The organism is Luteirhabdus pelagi (assembly GCF_016827595.1).
GTDB classification, from domain to species: Bacteria; Bacteroidota; Bacteroidia; order Flavobacteriales; family Flavobacteriaceae; genus Luteirhabdus; species Luteirhabdus pelagi.
In genome coordinates, this window is the sequence record NZ_JAECMS010000003.1 from 213,284 (window position 1) to 229,122 (window position 15,839).

General features: G+C 42.2%; 10 protein-coding genes. 3 read left to right on the top strand and 7 right to left on the bottom strand.

Going from position 1 to position 15,839, the window contains the following annotated elements; all coding sequences use genetic code 11:
• Positions 1–56: 56 nt before the first annotated feature.
• The 3 genes from I4Q58_RS10235 (at position 57) to I4Q58_RS10245 (ending at position 2,635) form a co-directional block, all read left to right on the top strand.
• On the top strand, positions 57–548 hold the full coding sequence (locus I4Q58_RS10235) for a hypothetical protein (protein ID WP_203295776.1): 492 nt from the start codon (positions 57–59) through the stop codon (positions 546–548).
• A gap of 133 nt (positions 549–681) precedes the next feature.
• Entirely contained in the window at positions 682–1,020 is a 339-nt protein-coding gene (locus tag I4Q58_RS10240; protein WP_203295777.1) for a hypothetical protein, read from the top strand.
• Position 1,021: 1 nt separating this feature from the next.
• Entirely contained in the window at positions 1,022–2,635 is a 1,614-nt protein-coding gene (locus I4Q58_RS10245; RefSeq protein WP_203295778.1) for an FAD-binding oxidoreductase, read from the top strand.
• Positions 2,636–2,639: 4 nt separating this feature from the next.
• On the opposite strand, the gene I4Q58_RS10250 is transcribed toward I4Q58_RS10245, so the two are convergent.
• The 7 genes from I4Q58_RS10250 to I4Q58_RS15735 are packed head-to-tail and all read right to left on the bottom strand — an operon-like array spanning position 2,640 to position 15,753.
• Positions 2,640–3,152, bottom strand: coding sequence for a protease complex subunit PrcB family protein (locus tag I4Q58_RS10250; RefSeq protein ID WP_203295779.1), 513 nt, complete (start codon positions 3,150–3,152; stop codon positions 2,640–2,642).
• Entirely contained in the window at positions 3,109–4,245 is a 1,137-nt protein-coding gene (bshA, locus tag I4Q58_RS10255) for an N-acetyl-alpha-D-glucosaminyl L-malate synthase BshA (protein WP_203295780.1), read from the bottom strand. Before bshA ends, I4Q58_RS10250 begins: the two co-directional genes overlap by 44 nt.
• Before the next feature lie 17 nt (positions 4,246–4,262).
• On the bottom strand, positions 4,263–7,184 hold the full coding sequence (locus I4Q58_RS10260; RefSeq protein ID WP_203295781.1) for a glycoside hydrolase family 3 N-terminal domain-containing protein: 2,922 nt from the start codon (positions 7,182–7,184) through the stop codon (positions 4,263–4,265).
• A gap of 15 nt (positions 7,185–7,199) precedes the next feature.
• Complete coding sequence (locus I4Q58_RS10265) at positions 7,200–7,685, bottom strand: ABC transporter ATPase (RefSeq protein WP_203295782.1); 486 nt, start codon at positions 7,683–7,685, stop codon at positions 7,200–7,202.
• 3 nt (positions 7,686–7,688) lie between these two features.
• A complete protein-coding gene (locus I4Q58_RS10270; protein ID WP_203295783.1) occupies positions 7,689–8,348 on the bottom strand; it encodes a hypothetical protein in 660 nt (219 codons plus the stop codon).
• A gap of 58 nt (positions 8,349–8,406) precedes the next feature.
• Positions 8,407–10,701, bottom strand: coding sequence for a translocation and assembly module lipoprotein TamL (gene tamL, locus I4Q58_RS10275; protein WP_449564899.1), 2,295 nt, complete (start codon positions 10,699–10,701; stop codon positions 8,407–8,409).
• Between the two features lie 9 nt (positions 10,702–10,710).
• The gene (locus tag I4Q58_RS15735) at positions 10,711–15,753 is read right to left on the bottom strand and encodes a translocation/assembly module TamB domain-containing protein (protein ID WP_203295784.1); all 5,043 of its coding nucleotides are present in this window, start codon (positions 15,751–15,753) and stop codon (positions 10,711–10,713) included.
• Between the last annotated feature and the right edge of the window lie 86 nt (positions 15,754–15,839).

Consider the following 15,839-nt stretch of genomic DNA (forward strand, 5'->3'; position numbering starts at 1 on the left):
TTAACAATCTGCAAGTCAATCTGTCGTTACATTTGGACAGCTAAAAACATAACCTTATGAAAAAAGTAACAGTCTTACTAGTAGTATTTGTAATCTCCTCGCTAAGTTTTACAGCCGAAGCACAAACCATAGCGAAAAATGCGCTTGGTCTCCGCTTGGGCGATAGCGATGGCTTTGGTACGGAAATCAGTTATCAACGTGGCCTTGGCGATAATAATCGATTGGAAGTCGATTTCGGATGGCGAAATAATGATGCTTTCGACGCCTACCGTTTAACGGGACTATACCAATGGGTATGGAATTTAGATGGCGGGTTTAATTGGTACGTAGGTGCCGGTGGTGGTGTCGCGCAAGTTGATTTCGATGACGATTTTGATTTCGATGATGATACTGAAACCTATATCTATGCCGCCGGTGATATTGGTATCGAATATGATTTTGACATTCCGTTGCTCCTTTCGCTAGATTTTAGACCAGAATTCGGGTTTGGCGATTATAATGACGATGTCGATTTTGATATTGCATTGGGGATACGCTACCAATTCTAAATTTTAAAATATAACAAGTTTGAAACCCTCGATTTCGTATCGGGGGTTTTTACTTTTTGAAAATCAGGTAAATACCCATATATCCGTATCGTATTTTGCTCTATATTTGAAATGGCTACTCAATCCATTTATTATGAAGCAGTTACGGGTTTTTTTTCTGATAGGAATAAGTGTTTTACTCCTACATTCCTGCTATTCGGTGCAATTTAAGGTTTCTAATGGCCAAGCCGAGCCCTGCGATACCGAACGTGAGGATTGGCTCAGCGGCTACTGTGTACGTGAATTGGATACGGTGGTGAAGGTTGGCACTATCACGAAAGAAAACCCGATTAATATCAAGGATTGTGAGTCTGGAGCGCTTCACACCGTGGAATATCGAAATACCTTTGGAGGTATTCTACTCTATCTCGTCACTTTCGGAAGAAAACGGCAGGTTAAAATAAAATACGTTTGCATTAAGGAATCCAACTAATATGGCAACAACTACAATTACGCAAAGGACTTGGTGGGACACCCTGCATAAAAACGGTAGGTTTCCGTTGAAATGGTTCCTTTCCACCAAACTGGAAAAAAAGGAGTATTTACCAAATGCCATCGATCGCTACAATGATGCTGCCAAGGAAATTCAACGTTTATTGAAACAAGCGTTAGACTCGGGCGAAGGGTTCCGGGCGATCGGATCGAAATGGTCTATGTCGTCGATTGCACACCAAAAGGATCGGATGCATTTCAACTCGTATATGAATATTAAAATGGCCATTTCAGCAAATGAAGTGCACGCTAATAGTCCGTACAAAGCAGAAAACCTATTCTTTCTTCAGTGTGGCAATCAGATAAAGGAAATTTCGCTATACCTCCAAGAGAAAGGAAAATCTTTAAAAACCACTGGTGCAAGTAACGGTCAGACTATAGCGGGATGTATTTCGACTGGGGTTCACGGTTCGGCGTTAGATGTTGGGTCGGTACAGGATTATGTGGTTGGACTAAATTTAATCATTGGTCCGAATGCCGAGGATATTTTATATCTGGAACGGGAAAGCAAGCCTGTTTTGAACAATTTAATCCCTAAGAAATTACGTGCGAAGATTATTCGGAATGACGCTCTCTTCAATGCAGCCCTAGTTGGATTAGGATCGTTTGGGTTCATTCACGGAGTGATTATCGAAGCGGAAGATGCCTTTCTATTGAAGCGGTATGTGCGAAAAATTCCAAAGGAAACGGCCTTGAAATTGTCGGATACACTCGATTTTAAAAATTCTGATTTCAAGATTGCTGGTGAAGTAGACGCTAATGGAAAGCCACTTCGACCATACCATTACAAGGTATTTATAAATCAGTATAGCAAGGAAAAGGACTATGTAGTAGAGGCGATCTATAAAAAACCGTTCGATCCGAAGTATAAGGAAAAATATGGCGATCCAATTCCATTTATGAAAGAATTTGTGTATCGTGACCTAATCTATTTGCTGATCAGGATTTCGGAGAAATTTCCAAAAGCGATACCGAAGTTTGTGAAGGCGCTGAGCAATACTATTCTTCCCAAGGAAGAAAAGCCAATTGTAGGTCGCTTATCCGAAATATTCTGGGATGCAGGCTATCAGGGAAAGGCCTTTGCCTGTTCCTTTGGCGTCGACCATAAAAACGCTTCAAAAGCGTTGGAAGTTTTAACCAAACTTACTAGGGATGAAGGTCCGATTCCCGGTATTTTCGCCATGCGCTTTGTTAAAAAATCGGAAGCGACACTGGCCTTCACCAAGTTTCCTATTACCTGTATGATTGAAATCGATGGTATTCAATGGGAAAAATCGAAAAAGTTAATCAGTTTAGAAGAATATGGAAAGCGTATGATTGAAGTACTTCAACAACATAACATCCCGTTCACCATTCATTGGGGAAAAAATGCTGCATGGAATTTTCCAAAGCTTGCGAAACACATGTTTCCAGAAAATTCTGAAAAATGGACAAAAGCCCGATCGGCGATTCTCTCTAAGGAAATGGCAGAAGTCTTCAATAATGATTTTTTACGAAAATTAGGGCTGGATACCTATCACGAGGATGATTTTCAACACCTCATCGCTTCACTCTAAATTATTACTTGCGCTTATATTCAAAACGAATGGGAAGCTCTGTCTTTTCAAAAGAAATCATAGTGAAAGGTGAAGTTAAGGCCATCGTTACATTTTCGCCTGGCTTAGGCGATGTGCCTCCCACATAAATTACACGTTCGGATTCTGTATCTTCTATACGTTCAACTTCAACTGTAAAACCACCAGTACTCAATTGTCCAGCGGTTATGAAAACGACTGTGCGTTCGGAAAAGTCGATATCCAAGACGGTTTTTTCCGGTTGTCTGTTGCTATTAATTTTTGCGAAGACTTTCTCCAATTCTGAAGTGGATGTAATGATCATCTCCGTTTTCTGATCATAATTGCTATGGCTTCCCTTTGCATGGGTTTGAAAGGATATTTCACCTTCGCTGTCACTTGGATTCGATTGTGACTGACTTCCCCCCTTGCAACTGCTAAAAAGTAGCAATAGCAGAAACATTGGAATTATTATGCTACTGTTTCGATTTCTGAAGTGCTTTCTTATATACGTTTTCATAAAGCGGTACTATTTTTTTGGTGTCAAATCGTTTGGCAATTTCTTTTGCCTGAGCTTTAAAACGACGAAGTGTTTCTTCTGAAGATAGGATTTCAAGGGCATGTTTGGCCATGTTATCTACATCGCCAACTTCGCATAAAAATCCGCTTTCGCCATGTTCATTTACTTCAGGTAATCCACCCGTATTACTAGAAATAACCGGAACGCCACTCGCCATAGCTTCAAGGGCTGCCAAACCAAAACTTTCTTTTTCTGAAGGTAGTAAAAACAGGTCGCTAAAGCAAAGAATCTTATCGATCTCACTGCTGTTGCCCAAGAATACCACCTTATCTTCAATTCCTTTTTCTTCGCATAATTGCTCGCAGCGATCCTTTTGAGGTCCTTCGCCTACCATCAAGAGCCGTGCAGGAATCTTCTTTTGAATACGATCGAAAATTTCAATAACATCTACTACTCGCTTTACCTTTCGCAGGTTACTGATGTGGGTAATAATCTTTTCATTGGGTTCTGCCATGAGATCCCGTTGACAGTCGGTATACGATGTATTGGAATGTTTGGCTACGTCGATAAAATTAGGAACGACTTCAATCCCATTATTCACATCGAACAACCGAAGCGTATCTTCCTTCAAGCTTTCAGAAACCGACGTTACCACATCACTTTTATTTATGCTGAAGGTTACCGCTGGTTTATAATGGGGATGGTTTCCAACTAGCGTGATGTCGGTGCCGTGAAGTGTTGTTACCATTGGAATATGAATTCCTTCCTCCTTCAACATTTGCTTCGCCATATAGCCTGCGTATGCATGTGGAATGGCGTAATGTACATGAAGCACTTCAATTTTGTGAAGTTTTACCATATCGACCAGTTTACTGGAAAGGGCCAATTCGTAGGGTTGATAGTGAAACAACGGATAATCGGGAACCGATACTTCGTGAAAGTGAATATGCCTAGAGAGCAATTCCAATCGTACAGGTTGTTTATAGGTAATAAAATGAACCTCATGGCCGTGTTCTGCAAGGGCTAAGCCTAATTCCGTAGCCACTACGCCACTTCCGCCAAAGGTTGGGTAACAAACAATTCCTATAGTCATGAATTCTATTCTTCTCTTTAATAAATAATGGCGTCGTAAATCGCCTTTTGGATATTACTGCGCAAATCGCTTCCAATCAGTTTGCGGTTGGAGGCATCGGGATAGGTTCGGTTTGAGAGAAATACATATACAATTTCCTCTTCTGGGTCGGCCCAGGTGAATGTTCCTGTAAAACCACTATGTCCAAAACTCGTCATACTTACACAGCCGCAGGTAGGACCTACCTCATCTAATTGAGGTTTGTCGAAACCAACGCCACGTCTTACATCATCCTCACAATAATAACACGTATTGAAGGCATCTATCGTTTCAGGTTTGAAATATCGTGTACCACCGTAAAACCCCTTCCATAAATACATCTGCATGATTTTGGCGATATCATTGGCATTGCTAAACAAGCCCGCATGTCCACTTACACCGCCTAGCATTGCCGCTCCTTGATCATGAACATGGCCTTGAACTTTTTGAAAACGGAAGTAATTATCTTCCTCAGTAGGGACTATTTTCGCTTTTGGAAACTTACTTAGTGGTAAATAGGTGGTATAATTCGCCCCGAGGGATTCGTATATGTTTCGTTGCACTAAGTCTTCCAACGGTGTTCCGTAAAATTCTTCCAAATACTTCTTCATGATATAATACGGAAGGTCACTGTATTTATACCCTCGTACAGGTCTTAAATCGCTATCCTTTATCTCGGCGAAGATACTGTCTTGATAATCCCTCCTCATATAAAGGTCTTCGGCCACCTTTACGTTAAACTTATCGGTTGGAGTATCGCTATAATATTTTGAAGAAGGCCTTTTGGTAACACTATCTAGCGTATGAATATAGAATGGAATCCACGCCTTTAAACGCGCATAATGCGACAGCATTTCCTTCATGGTAATATCGGCCTTATTAGACCGTTTATATTCCGGAAGCATTTCACCAAGTGTAGTATCCATATCGATGACCCCTCGATCGAATAATTGCATAACCATAGGTAATGTTGCCAAAATTTTAGTTAGGGAAGCCACATCGTAAACCTCATCGAAGTCAATAGCATTTTTATCGGATTGGGTTTGGTGACCAAATTGCTTTTCATATACCACCTTCCCTTTTCTAGCTACCAAAATAGAGGCTCCTGGCATCATACCACCCCAAAGACCTACACGTGCCAATGAATCAATTTTATGCTCGAGTATATAACTATTTAGTCCGACACTTTCTGGAGTTCCGTACTGCAACCTACGAAGTGGTTTGGTTTCAAAACTTGTATTAACTGGCAACTCCGGTCCTGCTGTAACCGGTAATTTTCCTGAAGCTCCTCGTGCTCCAAAAATTAGTTGAGCAGAGAGTTCTTGTGCTACCTCACTATTTTGATAGGAAACAACAATCCCTTCAAAATTTGCAACCGATTTCAGATCCAGTAAAGCATAGGGTCTCGTAAACACGTCTAAGATAACAGTGTTCGTTCGTGCTATCTCATACAGCCATACCAATTCCTTTTCGGTGAATTCATAGGATTTCCATGGATTCTCATTGCTTCTATGAAATCCGATAATCACGTAATTATATTCCTGTAGTTTGGTTACATATTCATTTAGGCTTGAGGCCTTCACCCAATCTACGTCGGCATATTTTCTAAGTTGCGCTAAAAACGGAGCCCCCGAATCATCACCGAAATTTATATAGGCAATACTCTTTTTTTGCAAATCCTTTATGGGAAGTATCGCTTCCTTATTCTTCACTACGGTTAGCGCCTTTTCCATTGCTACTTCATACAAAACATCATCCTGCACGGTATTCAATTCTTCAACCAAATAATTGGTATCTACCGGCGTATAGTCATCCAGTCCCACCATGTATTTTGCCATGAGGATCTTCTTGACAGAAAGTTCCAAACGCGCTTCCGAAATAACCCCTTCTCGATAGGCATTCACTAACAATTGGTGCGCTTTAGGAATATCCTCAGAAATAAGCAACACATCGTTACCTGCTAAAAATGCTGCTAGATCGATTTCGCCTGGCTCCTTGAAGTTAGCTGCGCCTTTCATATTTAAAGCGTCGGTGAATACTAAACCGTTAAAGCCTAACTGACCTTGTAAAAGATTTGTAACGATATTCTTCGATATTGAAGACGGGTACCCCATCTTTTCTTCCAAGGCTGGAACATTTAAGTGCGCAACCATAACGCTGCTAAGCCCTTCATTTATCAATCGCTTGTATGGGTAAAGCTCTATGCTATCGATACGTTGCATGTCATGATCGATTGTAGGAAGCGTTTTATGTGAATCCGAATCGGTATCGCCATGCCCTGGAAAATGTTTTGCATTGGCCAAAACACCTGCTTCCTGCATGCCCTGCATGAAGGCTAAGGCTTTTTCCGTAACATTGTATTTGTCTTCACCGAACGATCGATTCCCTATAATGGGATTTTTTGGGTTAGTATTGATATCGACTACTGGCGCAAAATTGATATGGACACCTAGTCTTTTTGAATGTTCCCCAATTCGTTTTCCTACGGCTTTTACGATGGAATCGTTTGTAATAGCACCAAGCGTCATATTCCAAGGAAATGCGTAAGTACTATCTAGTCGCATGGCCAAACCCCATTCAGCGTCCATTCCAATCATTAACGGAATTTTAGAACGCTCCTGAAACTGGTTGTTTAGTTTCGCCTGTCGTTGCGGACCACCTTTTGAAAAGATGATACCCCCGATGTATTGATTATCGATAAGGTCGTTTACCTTGTCGAATTTAGCTTGCGAATCGCTGGAGAAGACATCGACCATAAACAACTGGCCAATTTTTTCCTGAAGCGACATATTGCCATAGATACTATCTACCCATTGTTTTTGCTGTTCCTCTTCAGCTTTAACGATTAAAGGGTTTATTTGCTGGGCGTTGGCTAGTATTGAAACTATTAGAAATAGCGGGGTAAGCAGGAATTTCTTCATAAGGGTATTCGAATTCTACGACATGAAACGACTGTGCCAGGAATCCTTTGCGGGAACTTCCCAATGCGACAGGTACTCTTCTTTTGTATTGACCAAATTGTTGAAAACCACGGTATCTGGTGAAACCGACCTGTTTTTTGCCATTTTTTTGAAATCGGCCAAGGCTTTATGAGCAATGTATGGACCGTTATAATAGGTCACGTTCATCTTATCGAGCAGATCGATATCGAATTCCTTTTCCAAGGACTGAATAAAGTGAACGGAGGCATCGATACTACAACCCGAGGCCGAAGCATTTTCTTGGTTTAATCCGATAACTATGAAACGATTGTATTTCATTTCATAACCCGCTTCAAGATTGGCTCCGTGCGCCGTCCATTGGGTTAAAAAGGTTTCTATTCGTGGTTTTATCTGATTGATTTCTTCTTCTGAAAGTTTCCGATTGCTTTGGTAGATCCAAATTCGGGAATCATCAGGAAGTTCTTCAAAAGTTGTAAGCATACTCTAATTTTTTATAAACGATATGGTTGCTTTATATCCAGTGGCTAAATTCCATTCCTCCGCCGAAATAATACGTCCGTCATCGTCATACACATGGAGTTCGGCGGTATTGGGACCGGAATCGCCCTGGTTTAACGCTTCAAAAACTATGGTATTCAATCCAGGTTCCAAGCGTAGTTTAATGGTTGTGAAACCGCTACCTAACGTCACTTGCGGCCGAATTACATCTTTATTCGCAAAGATACGGACTTGATCGCCATCCACCGCTTCATGATCGCGGCACATTATAGTTACGTATTCACTTCCTGTGTACACTTCACCTAAACTTTGGTCATTGTAATATTCCGGCAGTACCGACTTTTCTTTTTTGTCGAAGTATTTTGGCGTTTTATCACTTTTATAATCCACCAAGCCATCGTCTTCAGCAAATTTCACGTTAGACTCTTCTTCTTCACCCAAATCATCATTGTTTAAAATACTGATACCTTCCGTAGGCTCGGTCATCGATGGAGCGCTTATTCGAGGCAACTCAAGACCAGAAGAAGTATTATCATCGGCATTGGTTTCCGCTTCAATACGAATGCTTCCCGTAGATGTTTCAATCTGTGAAAGCATCGGAAAGGTAGCGATAAGGAGCAGTGATAAAATTACAGCTTTTTTCATCTTCACTAATTTCTTCAACGATAATCAAGAATTACACCAAAAGTACAAATTGCTAGCGTTAAAATGGGTATCCAATGGCAAAGTTAAATATAGGTTCGTCCCATCGAAAATCGAAGCGCTCGCCTTCCGGTAGCGCAGGATCGTGAAACGGTGCCGCTAAATCGAAACGGATCACGAAGCTTTGAATATCGATACGTAGTCCAAATCCCGTACCCATTCCGAGTTCATTTAAAAAATCGCCTGAAAACTTTCCGCCTGGCAGCTCTGGGTTTTCCTTACTGTTCCAAACATTTCCAGCATCTACAAAAACGGCTCCTTTCAAAAAATTTACAATGGGAAATCGGTATTCGGCGTTGGCTTCAAAACGAATATTCCCGGTTCTGTCAAAAAAGTTACTATTATCGGAATTTTCACCCGAATAAGTTCCTGGGCCCAATGAACGAATCCGGAATGCTCGAACGCTGTAGGGTCCTCCCGAAAAATATTGCTTTGTATAGGGAACCACTTCGGAATTTCCATACGCTAAGCCATAGCCGCCAAATAGACGAAAGGCTAATTTCTGCTCTTTCCCAAAATTGAAATGATAACTCACGTCCAGATCGAGTTTCGCATATTGGGCATACTCCAATCCTAAAAAGGTATTCGCTTCTCCTCCCTCACCCGAGCTGGCAAACAAACTAATACTGTTTCCTGCGGTGTCGAACGTACTATTTACATAAAACTGGTGTGTATCATTTTGATCGACCATACCATTATAGGTGAAGGAGTAGGTTAATCCGGAAATAAACCGCTGGTTGAAACTTTCACGGAGAAACGGATTGTCTTCCAAAATCTGCTCAAACTCTGGACTTGTCTGCCCCAAACGAACGTAATTGATAGATATTGGGTTCAATTGGTGAGTGACATACCTGTTTTCCTGCCAAATATATCCGAAGGTGGCCCTACTTGAAAGTAAGCGGTATAGTTTGGTTCTGCTGATATATTCCAAGTCCACGCCCATTTTTGTCTTTGGAATGGCATATTCGAATACATTGGAATCGATGTTGAAGGGTGAAAGCAAACGTGGAAATACAAGATTTGCCCCAAGCCCTAACTGAATACTGCTCAACCCTGCCTGATCGGTACTCGCCAATTGAAATTCATAGCCAAAGGAGCCCGTAAGATCCAATATTTCACCACCTTTAAAAAGATTCCTGTTGGTGTATGTTAAGGCTAAATTCGGACCTGCAAAATTATTCGATTTGGTCACCGCCTGAAGCTCTGCCCGAACAGCGCGTTTGGTCAACGGTGAGAGGTAAATATTGGCTTCCAACTGGCCAATACTATCGTTCGGATTGGTGTCCAATTCTTCATATTGAATATTCACAAACTTGTAAACTCCAATTGAAGACAGTCGTCTGGCAGTAGCGCTAGATGTTTGTGGGTTGTAGTTTTTTCCTTCCTCAATCAATACATACGGATCCAATCGTTTGGGTTTAAAAAACAGTTCCTCCCTTGGTTGAATGAAGTTTTTATCATTAAAACGGACCGTATCTGCTGCGATACTATCACCGCTCACATTATGGTTGGGATAGATATTGATGCGCTTGACGGTATACGGTATTAGCGATTTTTCGGGCACATCCTTCTTAAGCCTAAGGTATAGATCGAAGCGCTTGTTATCGTATTGATTCGTATCCGCTTCAAAAATTAGAAAGTTGGAGTTAAAGTTATAATACCCTTTTTGCTTGAGTTCCCTATCCAATCGTTCGCGCTCTAGTTTCATCGCAGAAAGATCGAAGCGCATGCCTTTCTCGAATTTTGTTTCGGCCACCAGCGGTTTCAAATCATTTAAAATCATGAGGCTGTCCCCTTCAAGTTGATAGGTTTCCATCGTATAGGGTTCTCGAACACCCACCGTATATTCGTAGCTTCCTACTTTCTTCTCCTCCTTTTCAATACCGTCGGAAGATGCGGTGCTATAGAAAAAGCCTCGGTTTTCCAATCGGTTAATGAGTAGCTTTTCAACCTCAAAGGGTTCGACATCGGAATAATATACGGGCTCTTCACCAAACTTATCGTTCAACCATCGGTTCAGGAACCCAGGGTTCTCCCGCTGGGCTTTGTAGTAATAATACAGACCCAGTCGCATTCCCAAGAATTTTTTGTTTGGCTCTGGAATTAAGGTCTGCTCAAGCGCCGATTTTAAGGCTGCTTTGTCTTTTACAATAGTATCGCTATTCACTTCCAACGTCGCTCCCTCGTATAAAAGCTCATCTTCTGGAATGAATTTTTTAACGCCACAGGACTGCATTGCTAGCAGCAATATTGCTGCACAAGAACTTATAATTGCTATGTTTCTATACTTCTTCAATGTGCTTCGTTATTCGTTTGTTTCTTCTCGAACATCATCATTCGAGTTTTGTTCTGATGCGTTTTGTTCTTCTTCGGAAGGATTTTGCGACGAAAACATCGCATCCCATAATTCGGTAAATTGATTGAATTCTTGTGTAAAAATTAAAGCGATCCCGCTTACAATGGTCTGACCGTCGATTACATTCTGAAATTCACTTCGCCTAAAACCTTTTAGCCGATAACGGCCTTCTTCCGTAAGAAGGTATTCCAACGTTACATTTCCGATAATGGGTGTTGTTTCGCCGGTCTGACTGCTACCCTCTACATCTACATTGCTTCCAACCTTCACGATAAAGCGATCGTCGAAAAATCGTTTCTGGGCGGCGATTTCCAATTGTGTACGCTGTTGGGGTGAGGTTCCCTGATAGTCGGTATAGCTGTCCAAGTCGAAATCGAGTTCAAATCCGCTATCGCCTAACAATCGGTTCGAAAATACATCCAACTGATCCGATAAGGCATCGTTTAGGTTATCGCGCGCCACTGTTGCCAATCCACCACGACTACCATCGCTCCCTGGCTCCGGATAAAATTTATTCAACACCAATAAGGAAAACACTTGTTTGTTTAAGGTTTGTTCCTGTTGGTTCACCTGCTGAATACGGCCATACACCTGTCCGCCCAATGCGCCCTGTTCATCCTCAGGCATATCTAGTTGAAAAGAAATCGTAGGTTCGGTCAACTGCCCGTCTATATTCAAATACACCAAAAACGGCAATTTCTGACGAAACTGATTTTGAACCGTTGGATTCGCACTGGAAACAGCAGGAGCCATCAAGGCACTTGCAGATGTTTCAATATCGTATACCGCACGAATATCCAGTTCGGCATCGAATAGGTTACCCGACCATGTTACGGTACTTCCCTCCGCTATTTCGAAACGGCGCTTTACCAAATTATACAAATTGGTTTCATAATGCCCATCGGTTAAGGTATAGCGTCCTGAAAGAGTCGTACGTCCGTTCGGACGAATATTGAATACAAAATCGCCTTCTCCTTTCACTTCTAAATGATCGCCTGTTTGCTTATCGATAACAATCTTGGCAACAGCTCCTTCTGTAACCTTCAAATTAGCCTGTAGGTCGATACCATCAATCGTTGCGGTTTCCTCTTCGGTTTGAGTAAGAATAGCATCTGGATTCTCCTTATTTACGAATTGCACCACCCCATCACGCTCTTCAAGATTAACGGTGGCCGAAGGCAACACATACGTAACATCGGTGTCGGGTGAAACGGTTAAATCGCCTTTAATAATGGGCAACACCATATCTCCTTTTACCGTAGCATCGGCAGAAATACTCGCCTTCCCGTAAATCATATCGTTATCTTCTTCCGTAGCATCGATAAGCTGAAAGTCTTTCGCTTTAATACTTAAATCGAACGTTGGATTCAACATATTTTCTGTACCAATAGTACCATCGGTGGTGAGCGCATTATTATTCGCGTCGAGAATCTTGAAATTGGAAAGTGCTACCCGTTCATTATTTAGTTGAATGGTTTCATTAGGCATCGTAAAAGGCGCGTTAAATCTGGAAACCGTCACCTTCGCCTGATTGAAGTTGATTGCACCTTCATATATAGGCTCCTTAATGGTGCCATCAATCGATATATTTCCTAAGATGGTACCGCTTCCGTTTTTCAGTTCTCCTAAAGAAAGTCCATCCACCACTTTCATATCGATACGTTGTAATTGCAGGTCCATATCGAGCAAGGCCTCATTTTCTGTTGCGGTATAACTACCATCTAAGGTTAGGTCTGCATCGCCACCTTCGGTTTGTAGGTTGAAGGTATATTCGTTTGTACCGATGGCTTCGGCATTTAGTGATAACGTTCCGAAAGACTCCTCCAACACCGAAAACTGCTGTACATCCAAATCGGCCACCACGCCTGTACTGTGAAGCGGATCCTCCAACACCAAAGAACCGTTTAACGTTCCCTCTGCCAAGGTGGTTTCAGGATTGAAATAACTCAATAAGGTTGCTAGACTAAAAGATTCAAAATACAGTCCGACCTCGTCTTCCCCATTGGCAGTTTTTCCGTCGCGTACCGCCACTTGTTGACCACCATTTTCAAATCGAAAATCGTTAAAGGTTAATCGATCTTCCGCATAGATTATTTCATTCGATGACGGCGTTTGCCAATTGTTTCCATTGAAAATCAATGGCTCGGGCACCACGTGATATCGCAACCGTTCGCGGCTACCCGTAATCTGTGAGCGAAAATCGAATAAGGTCGAATCTTCCTCCTTTGCTAAAAAGGTTAAATCCAATTGCTTATCGGCAAAGTCACCCGAAAGATCCGTTTTGGGCAGTGCCAGTGGACCTGCTTTTAACTGATTAAACCCTAGGTTAAAGTTGAAGGTATAGGCGTCGCCATTAAAATCGAGTCGTAAGCTGTCCAATTCATTTCCATCGTAATTAATATGCGGTGCATAGATGGTAGACGTCAACGTTCGCTTGGCTTCATCGAAATCGACGGCGATATCAATCGTATCCAAATCGCGGAGGTTATCCAAGAAGACCTGCTGCATCACCGGCGCTTGACGGATATGGGCATCCACCTTCAATTTAACGGGATTTGTGATGGTATCGACCCGTGTTTCCTCATAAAAATAGCGTTCAAAGTTCTTGGTAAGCGCAGACGTAAACTGTTGCGGACTTGAATTAGACTGCAATTCTACATCCACCATTCGGTTGTCCACTCGAACGTAGGTTGTATCGGAACGAACAAATGCTTTCGTTTGAATATCACCCAGCAAATACGTTGAGTTGTCGTACACCACCACACCCTCTTCAATATCGGCCTCCACTTCATAAGCATCGGCGTTTCCTTGTCCAGAAGCACGAAGGGTGAACCCGGTTCGGACATCGCGACGCGTAATCCCGAAAGGCTGTAGTTTCATTCCTTCCACATCCAATACAATATCTGCTTTTGGTGAAACACTATCCAAGACCACAAAGGCGTCTAAGGCAGCATTGATGTTTTCATCCTTATACTTTGAAGTGATGTTTCCGCTTCCATCGGTAATAGTTCCGTTAATATTTAAGTCATTTATATTATAGCTGTTATATTGAAAAGATTCAACTGTTGCTTGAAGTTCTGCGTTTAGTGTGTTGACGGTTTTCCCAGAACCCTTTGCCTTCACTTTTAGCGTTAATGGTCCCATAATCGAGTCCTTCAGCAATGCTCCGAGTTCATATTCCTGAACCGCCATATCGGCATCGAACTGAATCTGATCGCCCTGCTGAAAAGATCCTTCAAGAGCTATTGTTCCCTGACTGCTTTTCAAGTCCAAATCTGCCTGGATATTGGAAAGTGTTCCGCTGACGGAACCTTGTACCGTAGCTTGGTTGGGGATTTCAAGATTATTTTCAGCTAGCGCTACAAACTGCTCGACATCTTGCTTGCGGGTCTTTGCTATTAGATTAGGCACCTCAAACTGAAGCCGCTCCGTATCCATGGCATTTCGAAGGCGAGCCCTCGCCTGTAAGGATGTCGTGCTTCCCCAGCGAACTGTCAGATTGGGAGCCGCAATATTATTGAGTGTTCCAGAAGCCGAAAGCGAACCTGAAATCGGCTTCCTCGCTAACGTGTTAATTGTTGGGTTTGACCTAAGATCGGGTTGAAAATAATAAGCCGTAGCGGTTTCAACAGAAAAAGACGGTACACTTACATCGATAGTAGTATTTTCAGGTTGCTTGATGAAGGTATCTAGCGAAGCATATTGCAAGGTAGCGGTGGCATTGATGCTGTTTCCGTTTCCTTTGAATTGAAAATTATCTAAATTGGCTTCAGTATTGCTAACAGTTATATTTCCCGTTAACCTTTCTATATTGAGACCTGAAGCTTCAGCAAAAGACATATTTTCAAGATTCAGCGTTGCCGTTTCATCTTGCAGTGAAATATCATTTGCCTTCAATAAAAGGTCGCGAACTGCAATAGCATTCGCATTAAAAACTCCTTGTTGCGGTCGTTCTGGGCCGTTGTAGAACTCGAAATTGTTTTGTTGTAAATCGATTTCCTCGACCGCAACCTCCCAATCGGGCCATGAGAATGCCGTTGCATCTGCCACGGTTTCCTTTTCATCAACCGGATTCGAGGGTTCTTCGAGCGCCAAAGTGGCGTTCGATTGGTTCATAGTGACCTTCGCAACTTTTATTTCTTGGTTCGGCAAGTGTAGAAAGCCATCTTCAACAGAAAGAACTCCCAAAGATGCCGTCGCGGTTAGGTCGGCCGGATAAGAATTAAAAACGCCTTTTACATTCTTCAACTGAATACTTTCAGCTGCTAAAATGGGAAGTGGAACCGGTTCGCCTGTTGGAGGCGGTGGATCGTGGGTTTGGACGACATTGATTTCGGCATCTTGCAATAGCACATCATTTGCTTCAAAGCGCATTTCTTCGAGATTGAAGGCTTCCATACCCACTTCCAAACTGTTGAAAACATAACTGCTTTGAAATCCGAGCACTGCATCGTCGAAATTCACATTAAAATCATGTAGTCGAATATCCCCGATAATAATATCCATCGGGGCTGCAGTGCTATCAGCGGTAGTAGTTGTGGCATCGGTAGCCGCAAAAGCATCGATTAAGAATTGAAAATTATAGCCGGATATGCTGTCTTTTCTATAAATGTTCGCTCGAACGCCAGACCAATCCAATTCCTCCACTCCTACACCCTTCCCTCTGATAATCGGCCACAAAGGAACATCGGCTTCAAGCGATTTGGAATACACCAGCGTATCGCCCTTCTTGTCTTCCAAGTATAACCCTTCCAATGAAATATCGCCGTCAAAGGTGATAAACAATCGGTCGATTTTAACCTCCGTATTCGTTTTATCCTTCACATAGGAAACTACTTTATTGACAATAATATCCTGACCCCAAGGACTTCTGACGAAAACTACCACAAGAATAAAAAGAAGTAGCAGTACCGCAACGGTATAGCCTATTCCCCTCACAACTTTACGCAAAGGACTTCGCTTCTTTTTTACGTCAGATTTTTCTTTTTTCACAAATAGGTATATTCAAACAAAAATAGGCGAAAGCATATCCGCAATAGCCTTACAGCCTGTTAAGAGGTGGCTCGGTACTAATAAAG

Excerpts from the sequence above, each read along its gene's own strand:
- I4Q58_RS10235 (WP_203295776.1), top strand. The coding sequence starts at position 57 with ATGAAAAAAGTAACAGTCTTACTAGTAGTATTTGTAATCTCCTCGCTA.
- I4Q58_RS10240 (WP_203295777.1), top strand. The coding sequence starts at position 682 with ATGAAGCAGTTACGGGTTTTTTTTCTGATAGGAATAAGTGTTTTACTC.
- I4Q58_RS10245 (WP_203295778.1), top strand. The coding sequence starts at position 1,022 with ATGGCAACAACTACAATTACGCAAAGGACTTGGTGGGACACCCTGCAT.
- I4Q58_RS10250 (WP_203295779.1), bottom strand. The coding sequence starts at position 3,152 with ATGAAAACGTATATAAGAAAGCACTTCAGAAATCGAAACAGTAGCATA.
- bshA (WP_203295780.1), bottom strand. The coding sequence starts at position 4,245 with ATGACTATAGGAATTGTTTGTTACCCAACCTTTGGCGGAAGTGGCGTA.
- I4Q58_RS10260 (WP_203295781.1), bottom strand. The coding sequence starts at position 7,184 with ATGAAGAAATTCCTGCTTACCCCGCTATTTCTAATAGTTTCAATACTA.
- I4Q58_RS10265 (WP_203295782.1), bottom strand. The coding sequence starts at position 7,685 with ATGCTTACAACTTTTGAAGAACTTCCTGATGATTCCCGAATTTGGATC.
- I4Q58_RS10270 (WP_203295783.1), bottom strand. The coding sequence starts at position 8,348 with ATGAAAAAAGCTGTAATTTTATCACTGCTCCTTATCGCTACCTTTCCG.